This window comes from Streptomyces sp. NTD91 (assembly GCF_059510455.1).
Map to the genome: position 1 here is coordinate 99,658 of NZ_JCAJZW010000022.1, position 17,711 is coordinate 117,368.

14 protein-coding genes and 2 pseudogenes are annotated in these 17,711 nt (G+C 71.2%); 9 read left to right on the forward strand and 7 right to left on the reverse strand.

The features are described 5' to 3' along the window. The first annotated feature begins 938 nt into the window (after positions 1-938). On the forward strand, positions 939-1,232 hold the full coding sequence (locus AC5WRT_RS22690) for a DUF8730 family Cys-rich protein (protein ID WP_496095410.1): 294 nt from the start codon (positions 939-941) through the stop codon (positions 1,230-1,232). A gap of 36 nt (positions 1,233-1,268) precedes the next feature. Here AC5WRT_RS22690 and AC5WRT_RS22695 read toward each other — a convergent pair whose 3' ends face one another. Next, positions 1,269-1,898, reverse strand: a complete 630-nt coding sequence (locus tag AC5WRT_RS22695) for a hypothetical protein (protein WP_496095411.1) — start codon at positions 1,896-1,898, stop codon at positions 1,269-1,271. Positions 1,899-1,935: 37 nt separating this feature from the next. Next, complete coding sequence (locus tag AC5WRT_RS22700; RefSeq protein WP_496095412.1) at positions 1,936-3,369, reverse strand: alkaline phosphatase family protein; 1,434 nt, start codon at positions 3,367-3,369, stop codon at positions 1,936-1,938. 407 nt (positions 3,370-3,776) lie between these two features. Here AC5WRT_RS22700 and AC5WRT_RS22705 point away from each other — a divergent pair, with 407 nt between their 5' ends. Continuing rightward, positions 3,777-5,057 carry an FAD-dependent oxidoreductase gene (locus AC5WRT_RS22705; protein ID WP_496095413.1) on the forward strand — a complete coding sequence of 427 codons (1,281 nt, stop codon included), beginning with the start codon at positions 3,777-3,779 and terminating at the stop codon, positions 5,055-5,057. 93 nt (positions 5,058-5,150) lie between these two features. Here the strand turns inward: AC5WRT_RS22705 and AC5WRT_RS22710 are convergent, their stop codons facing one another. Both AC5WRT_RS22710 and AC5WRT_RS22715 read right to left on the reverse strand, forming a co-directional pair. Continuing rightward, complete coding sequence (locus AC5WRT_RS22710) at positions 5,151-6,440, reverse strand: APC family permease (RefSeq protein WP_496095414.1); 1,290 nt, start codon at positions 6,438-6,440, stop codon at positions 5,151-5,153. An 845-nt stretch (positions 6,441-7,285) separates the two neighbouring features. Next, positions 7,286-7,636, reverse strand: coding sequence for an Rv3488 family transcriptional regulator (locus AC5WRT_RS22715; RefSeq protein WP_496095415.1), 351 nt, complete (start codon positions 7,634-7,636; stop codon positions 7,286-7,288). Between the two features lie 81 nt (positions 7,637-7,717). On the opposite strand from AC5WRT_RS22715, the pseudogene AC5WRT_RS22720 reads away from it, so the two are divergent. Continuing rightward, positions 7,718-7,972: pseudogene (locus AC5WRT_RS22720) on the forward strand (cupin domain-containing protein); the annotation flags it as partial. Positions 7,973-8,314: 342 nt separating this feature from the next. Continuing rightward, a complete protein-coding gene (locus tag AC5WRT_RS22725; protein WP_496100549.1) occupies positions 8,315-10,603 on the forward strand; it encodes a SpoIIE family protein phosphatase in 2,289 nt (762 codons plus the stop codon). Positions 10,604-10,912: 309 nt separating this feature from the next. Here the strand turns inward: AC5WRT_RS22725 and pdxR are convergent, their stop codons facing one another. After that, entirely contained in the window at positions 10,913-12,376 is a 1,464-nt protein-coding gene (gene pdxR / locus AC5WRT_RS22730; protein ID WP_496100550.1) for a MocR-like pyridoxine biosynthesis transcription factor PdxR, read from the reverse strand. A gap of 47 nt (positions 12,377-12,423) precedes the next feature. Between pdxR and AC5WRT_RS22735 the strand changes: the two genes are divergently transcribed. Next, positions 12,424-13,647, forward strand: a complete 1,224-nt coding sequence (locus AC5WRT_RS22735) for an MFS transporter (protein WP_496100551.1) — start codon at positions 12,424-12,426, stop codon at positions 13,645-13,647. A gap of 65 nt (positions 13,648-13,712) precedes the next feature. Here AC5WRT_RS22735 and AC5WRT_RS22740 read toward each other — a convergent pair. Continuing rightward, positions 13,713-14,060, reverse strand: a pseudogene (locus tag AC5WRT_RS22740) (pyridoxal-phosphate dependent enzyme); the annotation flags it as partial. A 423-nt stretch (positions 14,061-14,483) separates the two neighbouring features. On the opposite strand from AC5WRT_RS22740, the gene AC5WRT_RS22745 reads away from it, so the two are divergent. The 4 genes from AC5WRT_RS22745 to AC5WRT_RS22760 all read left to right on the forward strand — a co-directional run bounded on the left by AC5WRT_RS22745 (position 14,484) and on the right by AC5WRT_RS22760 (position 17,069). Then, positions 14,484-14,840: a PadR family transcriptional regulator gene (locus AC5WRT_RS22745; RefSeq protein WP_496095419.1), complete on the forward strand. Its 357-nt coding sequence runs from the start codon at positions 14,484-14,486 to the stop codon at positions 14,838-14,840. Continuing rightward, the gene (locus tag AC5WRT_RS22750) at positions 14,837-15,769 is read left to right on the forward strand and encodes a hypothetical protein (protein ID WP_496095420.1); all 933 of its coding nucleotides are present in this window, start codon (positions 14,837-14,839) and stop codon (positions 15,767-15,769) included. Before AC5WRT_RS22745 ends, AC5WRT_RS22750 begins: the two co-directional genes overlap by 4 nt. A 409-nt stretch (positions 15,770-16,178) precedes the next feature. Further along, a complete protein-coding gene (locus tag AC5WRT_RS22755; RefSeq protein ID WP_496095421.1) occupies positions 16,179-16,622 on the forward strand; it encodes a DUF7144 family membrane protein in 444 nt (147 codons plus the stop codon). An 84-nt stretch (positions 16,623-16,706) separates the two neighbouring features. Then, a complete protein-coding gene (locus AC5WRT_RS22760; RefSeq protein ID WP_496095422.1) occupies positions 16,707-17,069 on the forward strand; it encodes a transposase in 363 nt (120 codons plus the stop codon). A 37-nt stretch (positions 17,070-17,106) separates the two neighbouring features. Here the strand turns inward: AC5WRT_RS22760 and AC5WRT_RS22765 are convergent, their stop codons facing one another. Continuing rightward, positions 17,107-17,679 (reverse strand): TIGR03086 family metal-binding protein, encoded by a 573-nt coding sequence (locus AC5WRT_RS22765; protein ID WP_496095423.1) that lies wholly within the window; start codon positions 17,677-17,679, stop codon positions 17,107-17,109. Positions 17,680-17,711: the final 32 nt, after the last annotated feature.

A 17,711-nucleotide genomic window follows, 5' to 3' on the forward strand; every position in this document is an offset into this window, starting at 1 on the left:
CGGCATGTCGGGATGGGCTGTCCGGAGACCGGGGAAACGGCGGCGACGGTGACGGTCGGTGGTGCGACACCGGTATCGTCGGAGACGCCGCCCCGAACCGAGCCACGGTCTCCGGTGTCCCTGTCACAGGTTCCGATGGCTGCGGTGGCCGAGTCGGTGCCGGCTGCGACCAGGACGCGTTCTCCGGCGGCCAGGGATCGTGTTGCGGTGGAGGGGCCTGCCGGGGTGCCTGCTCCGGGCCGGCGGCACCGGACCGGTCCTGACCGGCGACCGCGTCGTCGAGGTGCCGCGCGCGGGCTCCGTTGGGCAGCAGACTGATCGGCACGCGCTCGCCGGTGAGTGACACCTGGTAGCGCGCACAGCCGAGCCAATGATCCTCGCTGTCGCAGTAGTAGTCGCGCCAACCTTGCAAACTAGCCCTGAGCAAGGGGAAAAGGGGGCATCCTGCGGCGTGCGAGCAACTCACGTCGCTCCCTTCTGACCGGCACACACACCACCCGTTCCGTCAGGGCGGTTGCCGTTCTCGGTCTCTTGCCCTCGCCGCGCCCGGGCCGACGATCTCCAATTGGGCGCGACGACGGTCTGTCACAATGCGGAGCAGTGCCCTCCATTCCTTCGACCGGGCGAGATGCAACCACTGTTTCGGTGTCCGGGCAACCTCGGGGCGTATTCCGACCGTGACCGCTTGACATCACCGAGTGAGCTGTGTCACGCGAGATTTGTACCTCATGTCTCGCATGACTGGAAATTCACGGCCGATACCGAGGCCGCTTGGAGCGTGACACGGCCTCATGGCCGGCCCGTCTGTCGCCGCGAATTGATTGTTCGTGCGAGACAGTGGACGTACGGGCGCTGGTTGTGACGGCATCGTGGATTCGCCTGTGACGAAATCGTTGATACTACTGGTCGCGTCAACAAGGTGCTGCTGAAGGGGAATCATGTGTCGACGGGTCGTCTGCCAGTCATGCCGGAAGGTGACCTATGAGGGCTGCGGGAGACACGTGGAGCAAGTGCTCGCAGGCGTGCCGGCACCTCAGCGGTGCATGTGCGAGCCGGCGCAGCGCACGGCTGTACGCACGGCGGAGCCGATGACCCCACCCGGGCCGGACCCGGCCCGGCCGGGCGGGACGGTACGGCGCACACAGGTTCCTCGACGCCTGGACGGTGCACCGGCCCGGTCAAAGGACGGGTGGTGGCCCCGGCTCATCGCGTGGATGAGAAGCCCCGCGTGACGCACGTGGAGGAAAGCGCTGCGGCCGGTTCACGTGTCAGTCGAGTTCGATGTCGAAGTCCCAGACGGCGACGGTCCTGCCGTCATGACGCCAGGTGAGTTCGGCGGCGCCTGCCGCATAGGTTCCGGCCAGGGTCAGTGTCGCTGTGTGTCCGGGACGGGCCGTGACGGTCGTGGGACCGTGTGCGGACAGGGGGATGGCCTTGCCGTTCTCGTCGCGGGAGGTGAAGTCCGCGACGTGGAGGGTGAGGGGGCCGGTGGCTTCGCGGACGGTCACGGTGATCGTGCCGGTGGCGTGGTCGGGGACACCGTGGGGCTTGGCGATCGGGTTCTCGGTCGGGCCGCCGGCGGTCACCACCGCGTTGGCACCGGGGAGTTGGGCGCGGACGGAGTAGCCCATGGCCAGCAGTTGCAGGTGCTTTTCGCCGGCGGTGGGGGTGGCCTGTGCAGTCGGTGGGCTGGGGATGGAGACGGCGCCCAGGTTCTTGACCGTGTTCGTCGCATCGTCGGTCGCCTTCGGCGTGGGGTGCGCACCGCATCCGGCCAGGGCGGCCAGCGTGAGGGCGGTGCAGGCGAGCGTGGCCAGGGCGGTTGTCGGGTTGGTGCGCCACGCGCCGGGCCGGCGGAGGCCGGCCCGGCGTGGTGCCGCACGTCGCGCAGCGGTCATCGGCGGCAGGTCGTTCCCTTCCGGTCAGCCGCCCTGGTCAGGGCGCCTTGATGATGGGGTGCTCGGGGTCGTCGATGCGGGCCACGGCCGGGTAGGTGATGCTGCCCGAGGGCGCCGGGGGCAGGGCCTTGCCGGAGGGGTTGTTGTAGACGTCGGCGCCGAACGGACGCAGGCCGTCGGCGGCCGCGTAGCCGAGGTGTCCGTGGCCGTCGGTGCCGCCGTGGCGGATGCCGAACAGGTCCTCCATGCTGCGCAGCCACGAGTAGTGGTTGTACGGCTGCTCGGAGACGGAGCCCGGCTTGATGTAGCGGGAGAGGAACACGGCACCGGTGATGCCACCACCCGGAGTGGTGTCCTGTCCGAACGCCTGGAAACCGGGCTGGGTCGTGTTCGGGCCCGGCAGCTCGTTGCAACAGGCCACGACGGACTGGGCGGTGTCGGTCGGGGTGTTCAGCGACTTGTCCGAGTTTCCGGCGTAGTCGGCGATGGAGTTGCCGTACATCTTGTAGGGCGGGAACGCCTCGTCGAAGATGATCTGGATCATGCCGTCGTGCTGGTACGCCGGGGAGGCCATGATCTGGGGGACGACCTTCTCCAGGAACCTGTCCGAGGCGTACAGGCCGCCCTGGTGGTTGTTCGGGTCACCGGAGAGGTTGTCGCCCTTGCAGGTGGCGTCGTGCGCGTCGGAGCAGTTGTTCGGGCTGATCCACGAGAAGCGCGGTGTGGTCTTCTCGCTCTTCAGGTCCTGCGCCAGGCCGGAGACGGCCGGATGTCCTGCAGTGGCGGCGAGCCCGTCGAGGGGTGCGACCCTGGCGCAGTCCTTCGGGTTGTCGATCACCGAGTGGAACCAGGCCGCCGGGTTGTGCTTGGGCACGTACTGGTCCTCGGTCGTCGCGCCGCCCGGGTCCGGCACACCGGTCCCCGACGGGCTGCCGGGGACGCCGCACCGGTAGGCGTTCTCGCGGGTGGGGGTGTTGCCCATGTCCTGGGCGTACACCTTCCACGGGACCTTCTTCGCATCGAGCTGGTTGAAGAGGGTCTTCACCGAGGAGGGGTAGACGCAGCCCGTGGTGGCGTTGACCTGGCCGTCGGCGGCCGGGGTACCCGGGGAAACGTCCTTGTACTGCGGGCAGTCGCTCTGGTTGTCCGGCGCCGGGGCCTGTCCGGACACAAGGCTGATGTAGTTGTCCAGGCTGTAGTGGCCGGTGCCGTAGTACTGGGTGAGCAGCTCGCCGTAGGACGGGAGCGTCTTCCACAGGTAGCTGTTCTGGTTGAGGCCGGTGAAGGTGGCCTCGTACGACTTGTTCTCCAGGATGATCGTCCACACATGGCCGATCTTGTGGGCCGTGGGGTGGTGTTCCTCATGGGCCGATGCCGAGGCCGGCGCCAGCGTGACCGCGGCGATCGCGCCCACGACGGCCGTCCCCGCCGCAAGGCGCCACTGTCCGCGCCCGCGTATGAACCCTGCCATGTCGCTCCCTCATCGAAGGCAACGCGCGGCGAAGACCTCCCCCGCCGCCCGGGGCACTGTCCACCCACAGACAACACATATCCCGACTCAACTCTCAACAACGAGCGACGCATTGGCGAACAGTGGCGGTACGGAGTGCTGTCCGATCGTCAAGAAACGCCAGAATGAGGCAAAGGAGGTGCGAGTCGCGGGCCATGAAGCCGAAGCCGGCAACGTGCGGGGAGGCAATCCACGCACTTCCGTTCGCCCAGCTTTTGGCCAACGTGTGCCGATATCGTCGACCGATACCGGCTGATACGTCACACTGATCGGCGGAGGGGGGTGGGTGCGGCGGCGATGTGCCGACGTGCCCTCCCGAAGTACGCGCCGCTTCGGGGAAGGCGGTGTCGGGATCAGCAGGGGGATGCATGACGCAGTCGCTTCCGGGGCAACGCCCTGTTCGCGAGCGGGCGTTCACCGGGCGCGCCGGGCTCCCGGTCGTCGTGGTCGGGGCGGGCCCGTACGGTCTGTCGGTGGCCGCGCATCTGCGGGCGGCCGGGATGCCTGTCCGCGTCTTCGGTGAGGTCATGGGTAGTTGGCGGCACTCCATGGCCACCGGCATGTTCCTGAAGTCGACGCCGGACGCGACCGACCTTTCCGCTCCCGAGCCCGGCGGACGCCTCGCGGACTTCCGCCGCGTGCACGGTGAGCCGGAGCTGACCGAGCTGACGCCGATCCCGTGCGAGGTGTTCGTGCGGTACGGGATGTGGTTCCAGAAGCGGTACGTCGGCGAGGTGGACCCGAACCGGATCGCGGCCGTCGACCGGGCGCCGTCAGGCCGGGGGTTCCTCGTCCGGCTGGACGACGGGCAGGAACTCCCTGCCGCGGCGGTGGTCGTGGCCACCGGACTGAACGGCCTCGCCCACATCCCAGAGGTACTGCGCCGACTCGCTCCGGAAGGACCGGGTGCCGACGCGCCGGTCTCGCACACCGGCCAGCACACCGACCTGTCGCCGTATGCAGGGCGGCGTGTCGCCGTGATCGGTGGTGGCCAGTCCGCGCTGGAGAGCGCCGCGTTGCTGCACGAGGCCGGCGCCGAGGTTCACGTTCTGGTCCGCGAAGCGCGCGTGCTGTGGGGGACGAAGCCGGAGCTGACCCGGCCCTGGACGCAGCGCCTGGCCGAGCCCGCCTCCCCGCTGGGGACGGGCTGGATCCTGGCCGCCGTCTGCAAGGCCCCGGGAGGAGTGCGTAGGTTTCCCGCAGCCGCGCGCATGCTGCTGTTCCGCCGCGCGTTGGGTCCGTCGGGCGGATGGTGGCTGCGGGACCGGGTCGAAGGCATCGTGCCGGTCCGCACAGCCACCCGCGTCACCCGGGCCGAGGCGGACGGGCACGGGGCGCGCCTGGAACTCGCCGGGCCCGGCGGGTCGGAGACGCTCACCATCGATCACGTGCTTGCGGCCACCGGCTACCGGCTCGACCTGGACGCGGTCCCGTTCCTCTCTCCCTCGGTGCGCGCCGGCCTGGCCCGTGTCCCCGGCTCGAAAGCACCCGACCTGTCCGCATCACTCGAGTCATCGGTGCCCGGCCTGTACTTCGCCGGTTCGCTCGCCGCCCCGATGTTCGGCCCGATGATGCGGTTCGTGGCAGGAACGAAGTTCGCCGCCACACGTATCACCCGGCACGCATCCCGGCTCCCCTCGCTCCGCTGAGCCGTACGCGGCCGAGGGAAGGATCGGCATGCCGTACCCCCGGGGCGGACCAGGGGCGGCGCAGACCCCTCGCACGGCGTCACGGGCCGGGCGCTACGACGCCTTCCGTGCCGTGAGGCTTCGCCGTACGCCGTAGGCCGCGGCTCCGAGGGCGAGCACCGCCGCCCCCCACTCCACCGACGTCGCCGGCAGGGTGAAAGCCAGGACCACGCAGCCGACCAGCCCGAGGGCGGGGACGATGCGCGCCGGCCGGTTCTCCTCTTCGGTCAGGGTCCAGGCGGAGGCGTTCGCCACGGCGTAGTAGGCCAGTACGCCGAAGGACGAGAAGCCGATCGCGCCGCGCACGTCCGTGGTGGCGGCCAGGATCGCCACCCCGGTGCCCACCAGGAGTTCGGCGCGGTGGGGAACCTTGAATCGCGGATGCACGGCGGACAGGACGTGGGGCAGGTGGCGGTCCCGGGACATGGCCAGCGTGGTCCGCGAGACGCCCAGGATCAGCGCGAGCAGCGAGCCGAGTGCGGCCACCGCCGCCCCGAACCGAACCACCGGCACCAGCCCCGGCACTCCCGCCTGCCGTACCGCCTCGGCCAGCGGCGCGCTCTCCCGAGCCAGCCCGTTCGGGCCGAGGACCGTCAGCGCGGACACGGCGGCTGCCGCGTACACGATCAACGTGATCCCCAAGGCGAGCGGAACGGCCCGGGGAATGGTGCGGGCGGGATCCCGCACCTCTTCGCCCAGGGTCGCGATCCGCGCGTACCCGGCGAAGGCGAAGAACAGAAGTCCGGCCGCCTGCAGCACCCCCGTCACGGAGGCGTCCGAGCCGATGTCCAGCCGCCCGGCCCGAGCACCACTGGAGGTCAGGCAGGCCACCACCACGGCGGCCAGCACGGCCAGGACCACGGCGACGATCGCCCGCGTCAGCCATGCGGCCTTGTGCACACCCACGTAGTTCACCGCGGTCAATGCCACCACGGCGGCCACCGCGACGGCGTGCGCCTGGCCGGGCCACACGTACGACCCCACGGTGAGCGCCATCGCCGCGCACGAGGCGGTCTTGCCCACCACGAAGCCCCAACCGGCAAGGTAGCCCCAGAACTCGCCCAGCCGCTCACGGCCGTACACATACGTCCCACCGGACTGCGGGTAACGTGCCGCCAGCCGGGCTGAGGACGTGGCGTTGCAGTACGCCACCACAGCGGCGACGGCCAGCCCCACCAGCAGCCCGGACCCGGCCGCCCGCGCGGCCGGCGCCAGGGCGGCGAAGACCCCCGCGCCGATCATCGAGCCCAGCCCGATGACCACCGCGTCGAAAACGCCCAGCCTCCGCTCCAGGACCACGGCTCCGCCGCTCTGCGACGCCTGGCTCACTCCGCACCCACCCATCTATCGTCTTCCGATATCGAAAGACGATACCTGCCGGGGGTGAACATCGGGTGGCACGCTTCGTGCCCCTCGGTCCGGACGACCCCAGTGCGACGAGCAGAGCGTGCGCGGTGTCCGTACGTATCCGGGACCGGTGGGTGGCGGATACAGAGACGCGGCATGGGCGCACAGGGGCACGGACGACGCAGGGCCCAGGGGGCGCGGGAGTGATCCACGGGCCTGTCGGTGGACTGGCCGCGGCAGGCGCCCTGCTGGTCGTGCTCCTGTTCGGCGGGGCCGGTACGGCCTTCGGCCCGCCACGCCGACGACAGGCGCCCCGGCCGACGGCCGCGTCGTGAAGCGGGCGCCGAAACCGGTGACGCCGGCCTTCAGCGAAGGCGTCGGCCTGCTCCCCCGGCGGCAGGCGGGGCACGCGGCGCACGGTTCCGGGGGAGGTGGCCGTCGCGTCTTCGTCATGGCGATCACACCACCGTCCTCACCGACACCCGGCCAGGCCGGACCGCTGCCGAATCCGCAGCCCCGGCATCGCTCCAGGGCGCCGCCGCGGCGACGGCACCCTTCGGTCGGGCCCCCGAATCGGCCGTGGAAAGGCCGAGATGGAGATCGCCACCGGCCGCACGGCGTCGAGGTGACCGCCGTGGTCCACGGCGCCGACGGCACCGTGCCGGAACTCCGCCTCGCCCTCACCCCGCCCGCACGCAACCTCGGCCCCAGCGACGCCAAGCCGACCGATCAGGGCGGCTACTGGGGCACCGACATCCTGCGACTGCCGCTCTCCGGCACCTGGACCACGCGGCTCACCGTCCGCACCACCGACATCGACGAGGTCACCGTCTCCAAGACCATCAAGATCGCTTGGGCTCCCGCTGCCCGTCAGCGGAAGGCGGCCCACTACGAGCGCCCTCCCCCAGGACTTCGCGGGCCAGCTCCGCCAACGCGCGGCGGTCCTCGGCCAGTGCCTTCTCGCCCTCCTCGGTGGCCTTGTAGACACGCCGGGTGCGGCCCTCGACGACGCGCTGTTCAGACACGAGCAGCCCGTCGGCCTCCAGCCGGTGCAACGTCGGATACAGGGTGCCGGGACTGATCTGGTAGCCGTGATGGGCCAGTTCCTCCGTCATCCACGCCCCGTGGATCTCCCCTTCGGCGGCGTGGTGCAGGATGTGCAGCCGCACCGCACCGCGCTGAAACTCACGCACTGTCCACCCCCACTCCGCCTGACCAGGCAGTGACGAAACCGATATCGGCATACGAGTCTATGCCGAGGGCGCGGCCGGGCCGGCTACGTGATGGAGGGCGCTCTCCGGTTCGAGCTCGAGGGTGAGCCGGAGCGCGTGGTCGAGGCCGGTGGGACGTTCTGGGAGCCAGGCGGTGACGTGATCCACTACCAGGACGGCAACGCTCTGGCGGACGCACCGACCAAGTTCGTGGTGACCATGGTGTGCGCGCCGGGTCAGCCGATGCTCACGCCGGTCGACGAGGAAGAGCTGAAGGAACGGGCGCACCTGCGGGCCCCGCGTCCCCCCGGAGACTGACCCGCGGGATCGACAAGAGTGCGGAGTCCGGAACACCGAGCCAGATTCCGGGCCTTGCTGCAACCTCCGGCCTTCACCGTCATCGATCTCACGAACCCGCGCACGTTCTGCCGCCCGGACCGGCTCATGATGTCGCACGGCTGCGCCACCACCCGAGCGGCGCGTCATCACAACAGGGCGGTCGTTGCCTGATACGGCACCCGTGACCACCGCCCTCAGCCGGACCGGGGAATCCCGGGATCCATCGCCCGACGTGGCCGCTGCGCCGATCGGCGGTACTTGCCGCTGCGCGGCACCGCCGTTCGTGTGCGCGGGCATGGATGGGCCGGAGGTGTGGTGCCCATGGTGAGTGGTGACGTTCTCATGCGGGTGGACGAGGGCGGGCGGGTGACGCAGTGGAGCCGTCTCGCGCAGGAGATGTTCGGGTGGTCTGCCGATGAGGCAGTCGGGCGGTCCGTCGCTGCTCTTGTCGGCGAGGCTGCGGCCGATGAGCAGTGGCGCCGGGCGCGGATCGAGCATGCGGGTGGTGTGCTGGTGCGGCCCGTGCTGACGGGTTCGTCCGTGGAGTGGGAGGCCCGAGCCCCCGCAGACGCTGTTTCAGGTCAGGATCTGGCGATCCTGCGTGCGATGTTCACCCAGTCGCCGGTGGGTCTGCACGTCCTCGATGACCAGCTGCGCATCGTTCGCATGAACACGGCGACACGTGGGCTGCGTGGCATCCCGGCCGGGGGTCTGCTGGGCCGGGTCTTCACCGAGGTCTATCAGCTGGCGAATCCGCAGGCCGAAGAGGCTGCGGCGCGCAGAGTCCTGGAGAGCGGACAGCCGGAGGTGAACCGGCTGGTGCGGGGCGGGCCGAGGTCGATGAGCCAAAGGCGCGGCATCTATTCCGTCAGCTACGTGCGCCTGGAGAACCCGCGCGGTGAGGTGCTGGGCCTGGTGGCCTCCGCCGTCGATGTGACCGACCGCGAGCGGGCGGTGCAGCGCCTCGGGGTGCTGGAGGAGGTCCGCAAGTGGGTGGGTGAACGGCTGGACGTGATCGCCGTCGGCGAGGCCGTGGTGAATGCGGTGGTGCCCGCCTTCTCGGGAATCGCGGTGGTGGAGGTGATCGAGGACGTGGTGCGCGGCGAGGCGCCACCCCTGATCCCCGTCGATCACGATGTGCCGCTGCGGCGGGCAGCGTTTCGGGGCCGGGTGTCGGCGTATCCCGTCGGCGATGTGCGGCATCTGCCCCATGGGACGCCCTTCGCGCGCGTACTGACGGATCTGCGCCCGCGGCTCGTCTCGGTGGAGGAGGACAGCCTGTGGCTGGCCGCCGATCCTGTCCGGGCCGAGGTCATCAAGCAGTCCGGCGCGCACTCTTTGATCGTGGCTCCGCTGGCATTGCGTGGCGAGGCGCTGGGCGTGGTCAGCTTCTACCGCCACACCGACGAGGACCCGTTCGAGGAGGCGGACATCGCTCTGGCGTCCGATGTGTGCGCCCATGCCGCCCTGTGCATCGACAACGCCCGCCGCTACACACGCGAACGGACCATCGCTGCGACGGTACAGCGCAGGCTGCTCCCCCAGCAGCAGGAAGCGTCGTCCACCGTGGACACCTCGCACCTGCACATTCCCGGCGTCGAGGGCGGGGGCGCCTGGTTCGACGTCATCGCGTTGGCAGGGGCGCGCACAGCGCTGGTCGTCGGCGATGTAGCCGGCCGGGGGATCGCCGCGGCGACCACGATGGGACAACTCCGTACCGTCATCCACTCCCTCGCAGCACTGGACCTGCAGCCGGACGACCTGATGGCCCGTCTGAACGACACCGCCGCCCGCCTGGCTGCCGAACGTGCCGCACTCCCCGCGGGCGACCCGCTGCATCGCGAGCCGCTCACCGCCGGATGCCTGATCGCCCTCTACGACCCCGTGGAACACACCTGCACCATCGTCCGCGCCGGTCTGTGCGAACCGGTCGCGACCTACGCCGACGGCAGCTCGGCTACTCTGTCCGTGCCCGCCGGTCCCCTGCTCGCCGGTACCGGCAACGCCCCTTTCCCCGCGACCGTGGTCGACCTTCCCGCAGGCAGCACCCTTGTGATCAGCACGGCCCCGCTCGCCGAGAAGGCTCTCGCTCCGAACGCGCCCCTGCGGCCCCTCCTCGACGAGGTCGCAGACCGGCCCCTGGCCGACCAGTGCGACACGATCGCGTACGCACTCACCGACGAGGACCGGTCGGAGGAAGCGCTCATGCTCTTCGCGCGCACCAAGGCCCTGCCCGCTGAACAGATCCTGACCCTTCCCCTGCCGGCCGGACCCGAAGCGGCACCCCTGGCGCGCGCAGCCGTACGCCGTCAGCTGAGGGCTTGGAACCTCGACGAGGAAACCGCATTCACCACGGAACTCATCACCAGCGAACTCGTCGGCAACGCGGTTCGCTACGGCGTTCCGCCCTTTCGCCTGCGCCTGATCAACGACCGGGTGCTGACCTGCGAGCTCAGCGATGCCTCCACCAGCGCCCCTCAGGTCAGGCACGCCCGCACCGTCGACGAAACGGGACGTGGACTGTTCATCGTCGCCACCCTCACCGACAACTGGGGCACCCGCTATCACGCCGGTGGGAAAACGGTGTGGGCCGAGCAACCCGCCCCGTAGTGCTTCGTCACGTCTGCCGGCCGGCAGGGGTCGGCCGCACGTGGTTCGGACAGGTGGCGGGTCGGCGGGCAATCCCCCCGCTTCGCGGTGGCCGGTGGACTGACCGGACCGCGGGCTTTCTTCAACGCCGGGAAGTACGCGGGCCAGGTGCTCTGCGCCGTCGCACCCGACGTCCTGGAACGTCTGCCCCTGCGGGAGTCGCCGCCGTCCTCGAACCGGCCGCAGTTCCGGGCGCCCTGACCGGGTCGGGCACCTGCACGCCGTGTCCGATACGGTCACCGACCTGCTGCGCGCCGCTCGGCACCTCCTCTACCGCGCCACTCTCGATCTCGGCTCGCTGCGCGTGCCCGCCGTCGGCACGCGGCCGTGACCGAGCAGGTCACCGACCGCCGCGATCCCCTCCGCGATCGCCCGCTCGGGCACGTCGCCGAAGCCGAGCACGAGTTGGGACGGCTCGCGACCGCCCGAGGCGCGGCACGCGCTCATACCGTACAAACCGACGCGCCGGGCGCGCGCCGCGGCGATCACCGTGGATTCGTCCGCCCCGTCCGGAAGGTGGGCAACGGCGTGGAACCCCGCGGCGAGGCCGGTCAGGCGCACCTGTGGGGCATGCTCGGCGAGGGCGGCTCGCAGCGCCCTGCAGCGGGCCCCGTACAGCGTGCGCATACGGCGCAGATGGCGGTCGTAGCGGCCTGATTCGATCAGCCGGGCCAGAGCCAGCTGGTCGAGGGTGGGCGTGCCGCGGTCCGCGCTCCGCTTCGCCTCGGTGAGCGGCGCCGCGAGCGCCGGAGGGCTCAGCAGCCAGCCGATGCGCAGAGCGGGGGCCAGGGACTTGCTGACGGTGCCGATCGAGACCACCCGGTCGGCCGCGAGGCCCTGGAGAGCGCCGACCGGCTCCCGGTCGTAGCGGAACTCGGCGTCGTAGTCGTCTTCGATGACATACGCGTCGCGGCGCCGCGCCCAGGCGAGCAGTGCGTGCCGCCGTTGCGGGGCGAGGACCACTCCGGTGGGCCACTGGTGGGCGGGGGTGACGATCACCGCGCGAGCGGCGGTCGCCTCCAGGGCCGCCACATCGACGCCGTGCGCGTCGACCGGGACGGGGACCGGGGTGAGACCCGCCGCGCGGATGGCCGCGCTCGTCATGGCCGGACTGCCGGGATCCTCGTGTGCGACGGCACGGACGTCGGCACGGGCCAGCGACTGGAGGGCGAGGGCCAGCCCCTGGGCGTAGCCGGAGCAGACGAGTGTGCGGTCCGGTTCGGCGGCGGCCGCGCGGATCCGGCGCAGGTAGGAGGCGACGACCGCGCGCAGGTCCAAGCTGCCGCGCGGATCGCCGTAGTCGAGGTCGGCGGTCGGCATCCGGTGGGTCGCCTCCCGGACCGCCCACAGCCAGTCGGCACGCGGAAACGAGGCCAGGTCCGGCACGCCGTGCCGGAAGTCGGCGATCAGGCGCGGGTGTTGCGGAGTGCGCTCGGCCGACGGCTCGACGGGGGCGGCGGGCGCGCAGGCGGCGACACGGGTGGCCGAGCCGATGCGGGTGACCAGGTAGCCCTCGGCCTGCAACTGGGCGTAGCAGTCCTGGACCAGGCCGCGCGACAGGCCCAGTGAGCGGGCCAGTTCACGCGAGGAGGGAAGGCGTTCGTCCGCGGCAAGGCGGCCGCTGCGGATCGCGTCCCGCAACTGCCGTTCCAGTTGGACGCGGAGTTGCTCACCGCTGTTCCGGTCGACGGCCAGCAGCAGCTCGGGGGACTGACCGGTCCACTGCACAGTCATGGAATTGGACCTTACCGGGGATCCGGTCGCTGCCTAGCGTCGACGGCATGACTCCTCCTGCCGACCCGGCCGCGAACCCCGCCTCAAACTCCACCGCCGCGAGGACCACCGCACCGTCGCGACCGCCCTTGCTGAGCCGCGCCCTGCTGCTGCGGTTCGTGAGCGTGGTGGCTGTGACGGTGAGTTTCTTCCTGTTGCTGTCGGCGGTGCCGACGCACGTCGGCCGCGGTGCGGCGGGCCTCGCGACGGGCGCACTGATGCTGTCCACGGTGCTCGGCGAGCTGACCGGGCCCTGGATCCTCGGCCGGTACGGCCACCGGGGGCCGCTGGCGGCCGGGTTGGTCCTGCTGGGCGCCCCCGCGCTCGCCCTGCCCCTGGACGACGGCGCGACCTGGACCGCGTCGGTGTGCCTCGTGCGCGGCCTGGGATTCGGGCTCACGATGGTCGCCGGCGGCGCCCTGACCGCGGCGCTGATCCCCGACGAGCGCCGCGGCGAGGGCCTGGCCCTCGTCGGCGTGGTGGGTGGCGTGCCCTCGCTCGTCACCCTGCCGCTGGGCGTCTGGATGTCCCAGCACCTCGGCTACACCCCGGTCACCACGGCCGCGGGCTTGGCGGCCCTGGTGGCGATCCCGACGGTGCCGGGACTTCGGGAGGTCCAGGCGCCGAAGCCCTCAGGAGCCGAAGGCAGGACCGCCGATGCGAAAGCGCTCGGCATGGTGGCCGCCATGCGTGCCGCGCGGCTGCGGCGTCCGACGTTGGTGTTCTCCGCCGGCGCGGTCGCCGCCGGGATCCTGGTGACGTTCGTGCCGCTGGCCGTCCCACGCTCCTCGGCAGGTGTCGCGACGGCGGCGCTGTTGGTACAGAGCACCGCTTCCGCCGTGGCCCGCTGGGTGGCGGGCCGGTACGGCGATCGCTGGGGCTCCGCACGGCTGATCACCCCGGGTCTGCTCGCCTCGGCGGCGGGGCTGTCGACCTTGGCGGCGACGGCCGGCCCGGTCGCCGTGCTGGTGGGCACGGCGGTCTTCGGCGCCGGCTTCGGCGTCCTCCAGAATGCCACCCTCGCCCTCATGTACGGCCGCGTCTCCCGTCCGTCGTACGGCACGGTCTCCGCGCTGTGGAACCTCGCCTACGACGGCGGTATGGGGGTGGGTGCTGCGGGCTTCGGTCTGCTCGCGGCGCGCACGGGGTATGCGTGGGGGTTCGCGCTGACGGGGTTGCTGATGACGGGGGCACTGGTGCCGGCGGTGCGTGACCGCCGGTCACGGGTGTGAGCAGCGGGACGGACGACCCGGTGGGCTGAGGGGGTCTCCTGCCCCCTGAGCCCCACGGGCGATTGTCAAGACCTGTGGACGGGCGCCGCACCGACCCAGCGGTGATAGGCGTCCACGTCGACGTTGCTGCCGCACACGATGGTGACCACGTGTCGGCCGGCGAAGCGGTCGCGGTCTTCGAGGATCGCCGCGATGCCGAGCGCGGCCGACGGTTCGACGATGAGTCCGGCGTGGTCGCGGAGCATCCGCACACCGGCAATGATCGACGCCTCCTGGACCAGGACGGCGCCGTCGGCGACCAGGAGGAGGTCGGTCAGGACGGCTGGGACGGGACGCCGGCCGGCGACGCCGTCGGCGATGGTGTCGGTGGAGTCGGTGGTGACGACGCACCGCTGGTGCCACGAGTGCGGTAAGCCGGTTGACGTGCGGTCAGGCTGCCGCGTCGTCCGGCGTTCGGCCCGGACGCCGTTCTCGCACCCCACCGCACGGCCTTCCTCCGGCCCGTCCCAGGGCACACTGGCGCACGCGGGGCCCACGGAGGCTACGAACCACTGCCGTCCGACTCGGACCACGCGGCATACCGGCGCCGCCGCTCGATCATGCACCTGCGCAGCCGGGTGCCGGCCTTCCCCGGCGCCACGTGGCAGGCCCGCTGTCCAAGCGGTGCCGCGCCCTGATCGGCCTCGGCGTTCGTCCGCTACGCCCGAAAGGGCGGCCCTGCAGATCGCGGACCCGACAGCGGGGGAGCACGCCCAGGGCAGCAGATCGGGCTCTACGAGCTGTGAGCGCATGCATCACTCGACAACATATGTCGTTCACCGATATATATAGGTGGCATGAGTGACCGACCGCTTCAGGAGCCGACGCTGCTCCTGCTCACCGCCCTGGCCGACAAGCCCAGGCATGGTTACGGACTGATCCAGGAGATAGACGTGATCTCCCAGGGCCGCGTGCGGATGCGCACCGGCACCCTGTACGGCGCGCTGGACCGGCTGCTCCAGCAGGGCCTGATCCGGGTGGAGCGCGAGGAGGTCGTCGACGGGCGGGCCCGCAAGGTCTACGCCCTCGCCGAGCCCGGGCGCTCCGCGCTGGCCGCCGAGACGGAGCGGCTGCGCGCCGTCGTCGCCGAGGCGGAGCGCCGGATGGCCGCCCGCAACGTCCCCGCCATCCGCCCGAAGGGTTCACCGGCATGACGGAGCAGCACCCGCCGCGCGCCCTCCGCTGGGCCCTTCGCTTCCACCCGGCCGCCTACCGCGCCGAGCACGGAGCCGAGTTGAGCGCGATCTTCGCCGAGGCCACGAAGGACGCCGGCCCCCTCGGCCGGCTGCGAGAGGCGCTCGACGTCGCCGGCCACGGCCTACGGCGGCGCACCGGCCTGGGCTCCGACCGGACTGCCGGGCAAGTCCTGGCGCATGCGGCACCGCTGACGGTCGCCGTCGCGACGGGCGGCAGCGTGGCGAACCTGTTGTGGTTCTTCGCCCCCGGTATCCGGATACCGCGCTCGTCCTCACTCCCGGGCGTGCTCTTCCTGGCCGACCAGGGCCTCATGCCGCTGCTCTGGCTGGCGGCACTCGCGGCCGTCTGGACCGGGCGCTGGAATGCGGTCCGGGCACTGGTCGTGCCGGCGACAGTGCTGCGGCTCGCCGGCCTCCCCCTGCTCCTCCTCGCCCACCTCTTCGCCAGCACCTACGCGAGCGCTGCGCTGAATCTGACCGTGCCGTTGCTCACCGGTGCCGTCATCCTCGCCGCGCCCAGGGACCTGCTCGGTCCCTCCCAGCCACAGCGCACCGCGATCGCGGGCACCACCGCGCTGGCCGTCGCGCTGTGGGTGGCGATGCTCGTCGGCGTCTACCACCCCCTGAAAGGGGGCCCGCTGATCACCCATACGCTCTGGGCCGGGGCCTTCGCGGTCGCTCTGCTCTTCAGCAGGCGTGACCGGTTGCTCGCCGCGGGCCTGTCGGTGGCCCTGCTTCCCATCGCGCTGCAGATGACGGCGTCTCTGCTCTACCCGCTCACTCCCGCGGGCGTGGGCGCCCTGCTCGTGGTCCTGCTCAGCAGCGCGGTCTCCCTCCTGCGCGCGCGCCGGCGCCGCGTCCGGGTAACCCCACCGAGCGCGGCATAGCGGGATCCGGGGCCCGGCCGGCGGCCCGGATCGTCACGGCGTCCTGGGACAGCAGGAACAGCGCCGATGCCCTGCTGTCGTCCTGGACTTGACGGAGCCGATCGAAGCCGCCCCTGACCGAGCCGACCGGCCTCTGCGCTCGGCGAAGCAACGGGACCAGGCCTCCGGCGCCCCGGCCGGGCCGTCGTCCGGGCGTCCGCCCACGCCGACGGCAGCAGCACGCCCCTCACGAAGTCGCCACCGCAGCGCCGAGCCCGGCAGGATGCCGGGGCAGCGCGCCGGTTCGCCGGGCCCCGGCACCACCCGATCGGGCCAACGCGTGTGGCCGGAACGTTGGGCGGAACCGAAGGTCGAAGCAGTCGTACAGGCGTCCCGGACGCCGTCCGCCGCACGAGAACGGAGCGCCACCATGACCGCACAGCCTCACTCGGGACACCCCTCCGGCGGCCACGGCCCCGCCCCGGCCCGGAACAGCCCCTGGGCCACCGGCGGCGCCACCTTCGCCGGCGTGCTGTTGCTGCTGAACGGCATCCTGGCCGTCTTCCAGGGCATCTCCGCGATCGCTGCGGACGACATCTACGCCCGCATCGACAACTACGTCTACAAGATCAACCTCACCGGCTGGGGCTGGATCCTGCTGGTCCTCGGCGTCATAGCCGCCTTCGCCGGCTGGGGCATCCTCTCCGGCGCCACATGGGCGCGCGCGGTCGGCATCGGGCTCGCCTCTCTGAGCCTGCTCGCCCAGTTCCTCTTCCTGCCCTACGCACCCGTGTGGTCAGTGATCATGATGGCCATCGACGTATTCGTCATCTGGGCTCTCTCCACCTACCATCCGGAGACAGCGAGCCGTTGATGCGCCGCTAGGGCGCGTATCGAGTCGTGACCAATCTGCGGGATTCGCTCTCGCGGCGGGGTCTGAGCCGGTAGTTCCTCTTGCGTGACGCGAGTTCAACTGACGGTCGCAGAGCGGGGGTTCATCGGGCTGCACCTGCCGATCGGCGAGTACGGCCCGTATCCCGAGCGGCTGCGGCAGCAGTTCGAGGGTGTGATCTGGCGGTTCAAGACCGGCAGGCAGTGGCGGGAGATGCCGCAGGAGTTCGGTGCCTGGTCGACGGTGCACAACCGCTTCCGGCAGTGGCGTGATGCCGGCGTCTTCGAGGCCCTGCTGGAGGGCGTGATCGCGGACGCGGCGAAGCGGGGTGAGGTGGACCTGCCCCTGCTCAGTATCGACTCCACCACCGCGCGGGCCCACCACGATGCCGCCGGGATGCACCTGGGCGAGGACGTCACGACCCGTTGATAACGAGAAACGGCAGAGGCCGTTCCAAGAACCGCGATCACGGCGTCCACGGAACGGGACGGCCGGTAAACGCCGCCAGCCGGTCGAGCGAGGGTGCGTCATCTCGGATCGGCTGCGGATCTGCGAAGCGTCCGGCGCGCGATTGGTCGGGCAGCTGGGCTCCAGCGAACGCAAGCGCCTGTTCGACGAGGTCGTCGGGCCATGTGGCCGCAACTCCGGTGGCCTGGGCGAGGTCCCATCCATGCACGATCAGATCCGCGATGCGCCACTGCAGCCGAACGGCGCCGCTGGCTACGCCCACCCACGACGAGCTGCTTCGCTCCAGAGCCCGCGGAAGGACGGCGGCGGCCAGCAGTGCCGCTGCGGATCGGCGATAGGCCCCGGCCGGATCGGCGCCGAGACAGTCGGCCGTCAAGTCGGGCATCGGGCCCTCCTCGAACATCGCTACGAACGCGAGGTTCACCCCGACGAGGTGACTGACCACATCTCGCACGCTCCACTCCGTACACGGGGTCGCAGCCGTCCACTGATCGCCCGCTATACGGTCGATCATGTCACCCATAACTGTGGATGCACGCACGAGATCGTCGACGATCGGAGAGTTTGTCACTCGGCGAGGCTACGACGCGCGGTCACCGCTGC

What these genes read in the sequence shown, in the direction of transcription:
- AC5WRT_RS22690 (WP_496095410.1), top strand. Translation starts at nt 939, where the DNA reads ATGTGTCGACGGGTCGTCTGCCAGTCATGCCGGAAGGTGACCTATGAG.
- AC5WRT_RS22695 (WP_496095411.1), bottom strand. Translation starts at nt 1,898, where the DNA reads ATGACCGCTGCGCGACGTGCGGCACCACGCCGGGCCGGCCTCCGCCGG.
- AC5WRT_RS22700 (WP_496095412.1), bottom strand. Translation starts at nt 3,369, where the DNA reads ATGGCAGGGTTCATACGCGGGCGCGGACAGTGGCGCCTTGCGGCGGGG.
- AC5WRT_RS22705 (WP_496095413.1), top strand. Translation starts at nt 3,777, where the DNA reads ATGACGCAGTCGCTTCCGGGGCAACGCCCTGTTCGCGAGCGGGCGTTC.
- AC5WRT_RS22710 (WP_496095414.1), bottom strand. Translation starts at nt 6,440, where the DNA reads ATGGGTGGGTGCGGAGTGAGCCAGGCGTCGCAGAGCGGCGGAGCCGTG.
- AC5WRT_RS22725 (WP_496100549.1), top strand. Translation starts at nt 8,315, where the DNA reads ATGGTGAGTGGTGACGTTCTCATGCGGGTGGACGAGGGCGGGCGGGTG.
- pdxR (WP_496100550.1), bottom strand. Translation starts at nt 12,376, where the DNA reads ATGACTGTGCAGTGGACCGGTCAGTCCCCCGAGCTGCTGCTGGCCGTC.
- AC5WRT_RS22735 (WP_496100551.1), top strand. Translation starts at nt 12,424, where the DNA reads ATGACTCCTCCTGCCGACCCGGCCGCGAACCCCGCCTCAAACTCCACC.
- AC5WRT_RS22745 (WP_496095419.1), top strand. Translation starts at nt 14,484, where the DNA reads ATGAGTGACCGACCGCTTCAGGAGCCGACGCTGCTCCTGCTCACCGCC.
- AC5WRT_RS22750 (WP_496095420.1), top strand. Translation starts at nt 14,837, where the DNA reads ATGACGGAGCAGCACCCGCCGCGCGCCCTCCGCTGGGCCCTTCGCTTC.
- AC5WRT_RS22755 (WP_496095421.1), top strand. Translation starts at nt 16,179, where the DNA reads ATGACCGCACAGCCTCACTCGGGACACCCCTCCGGCGGCCACGGCCCC.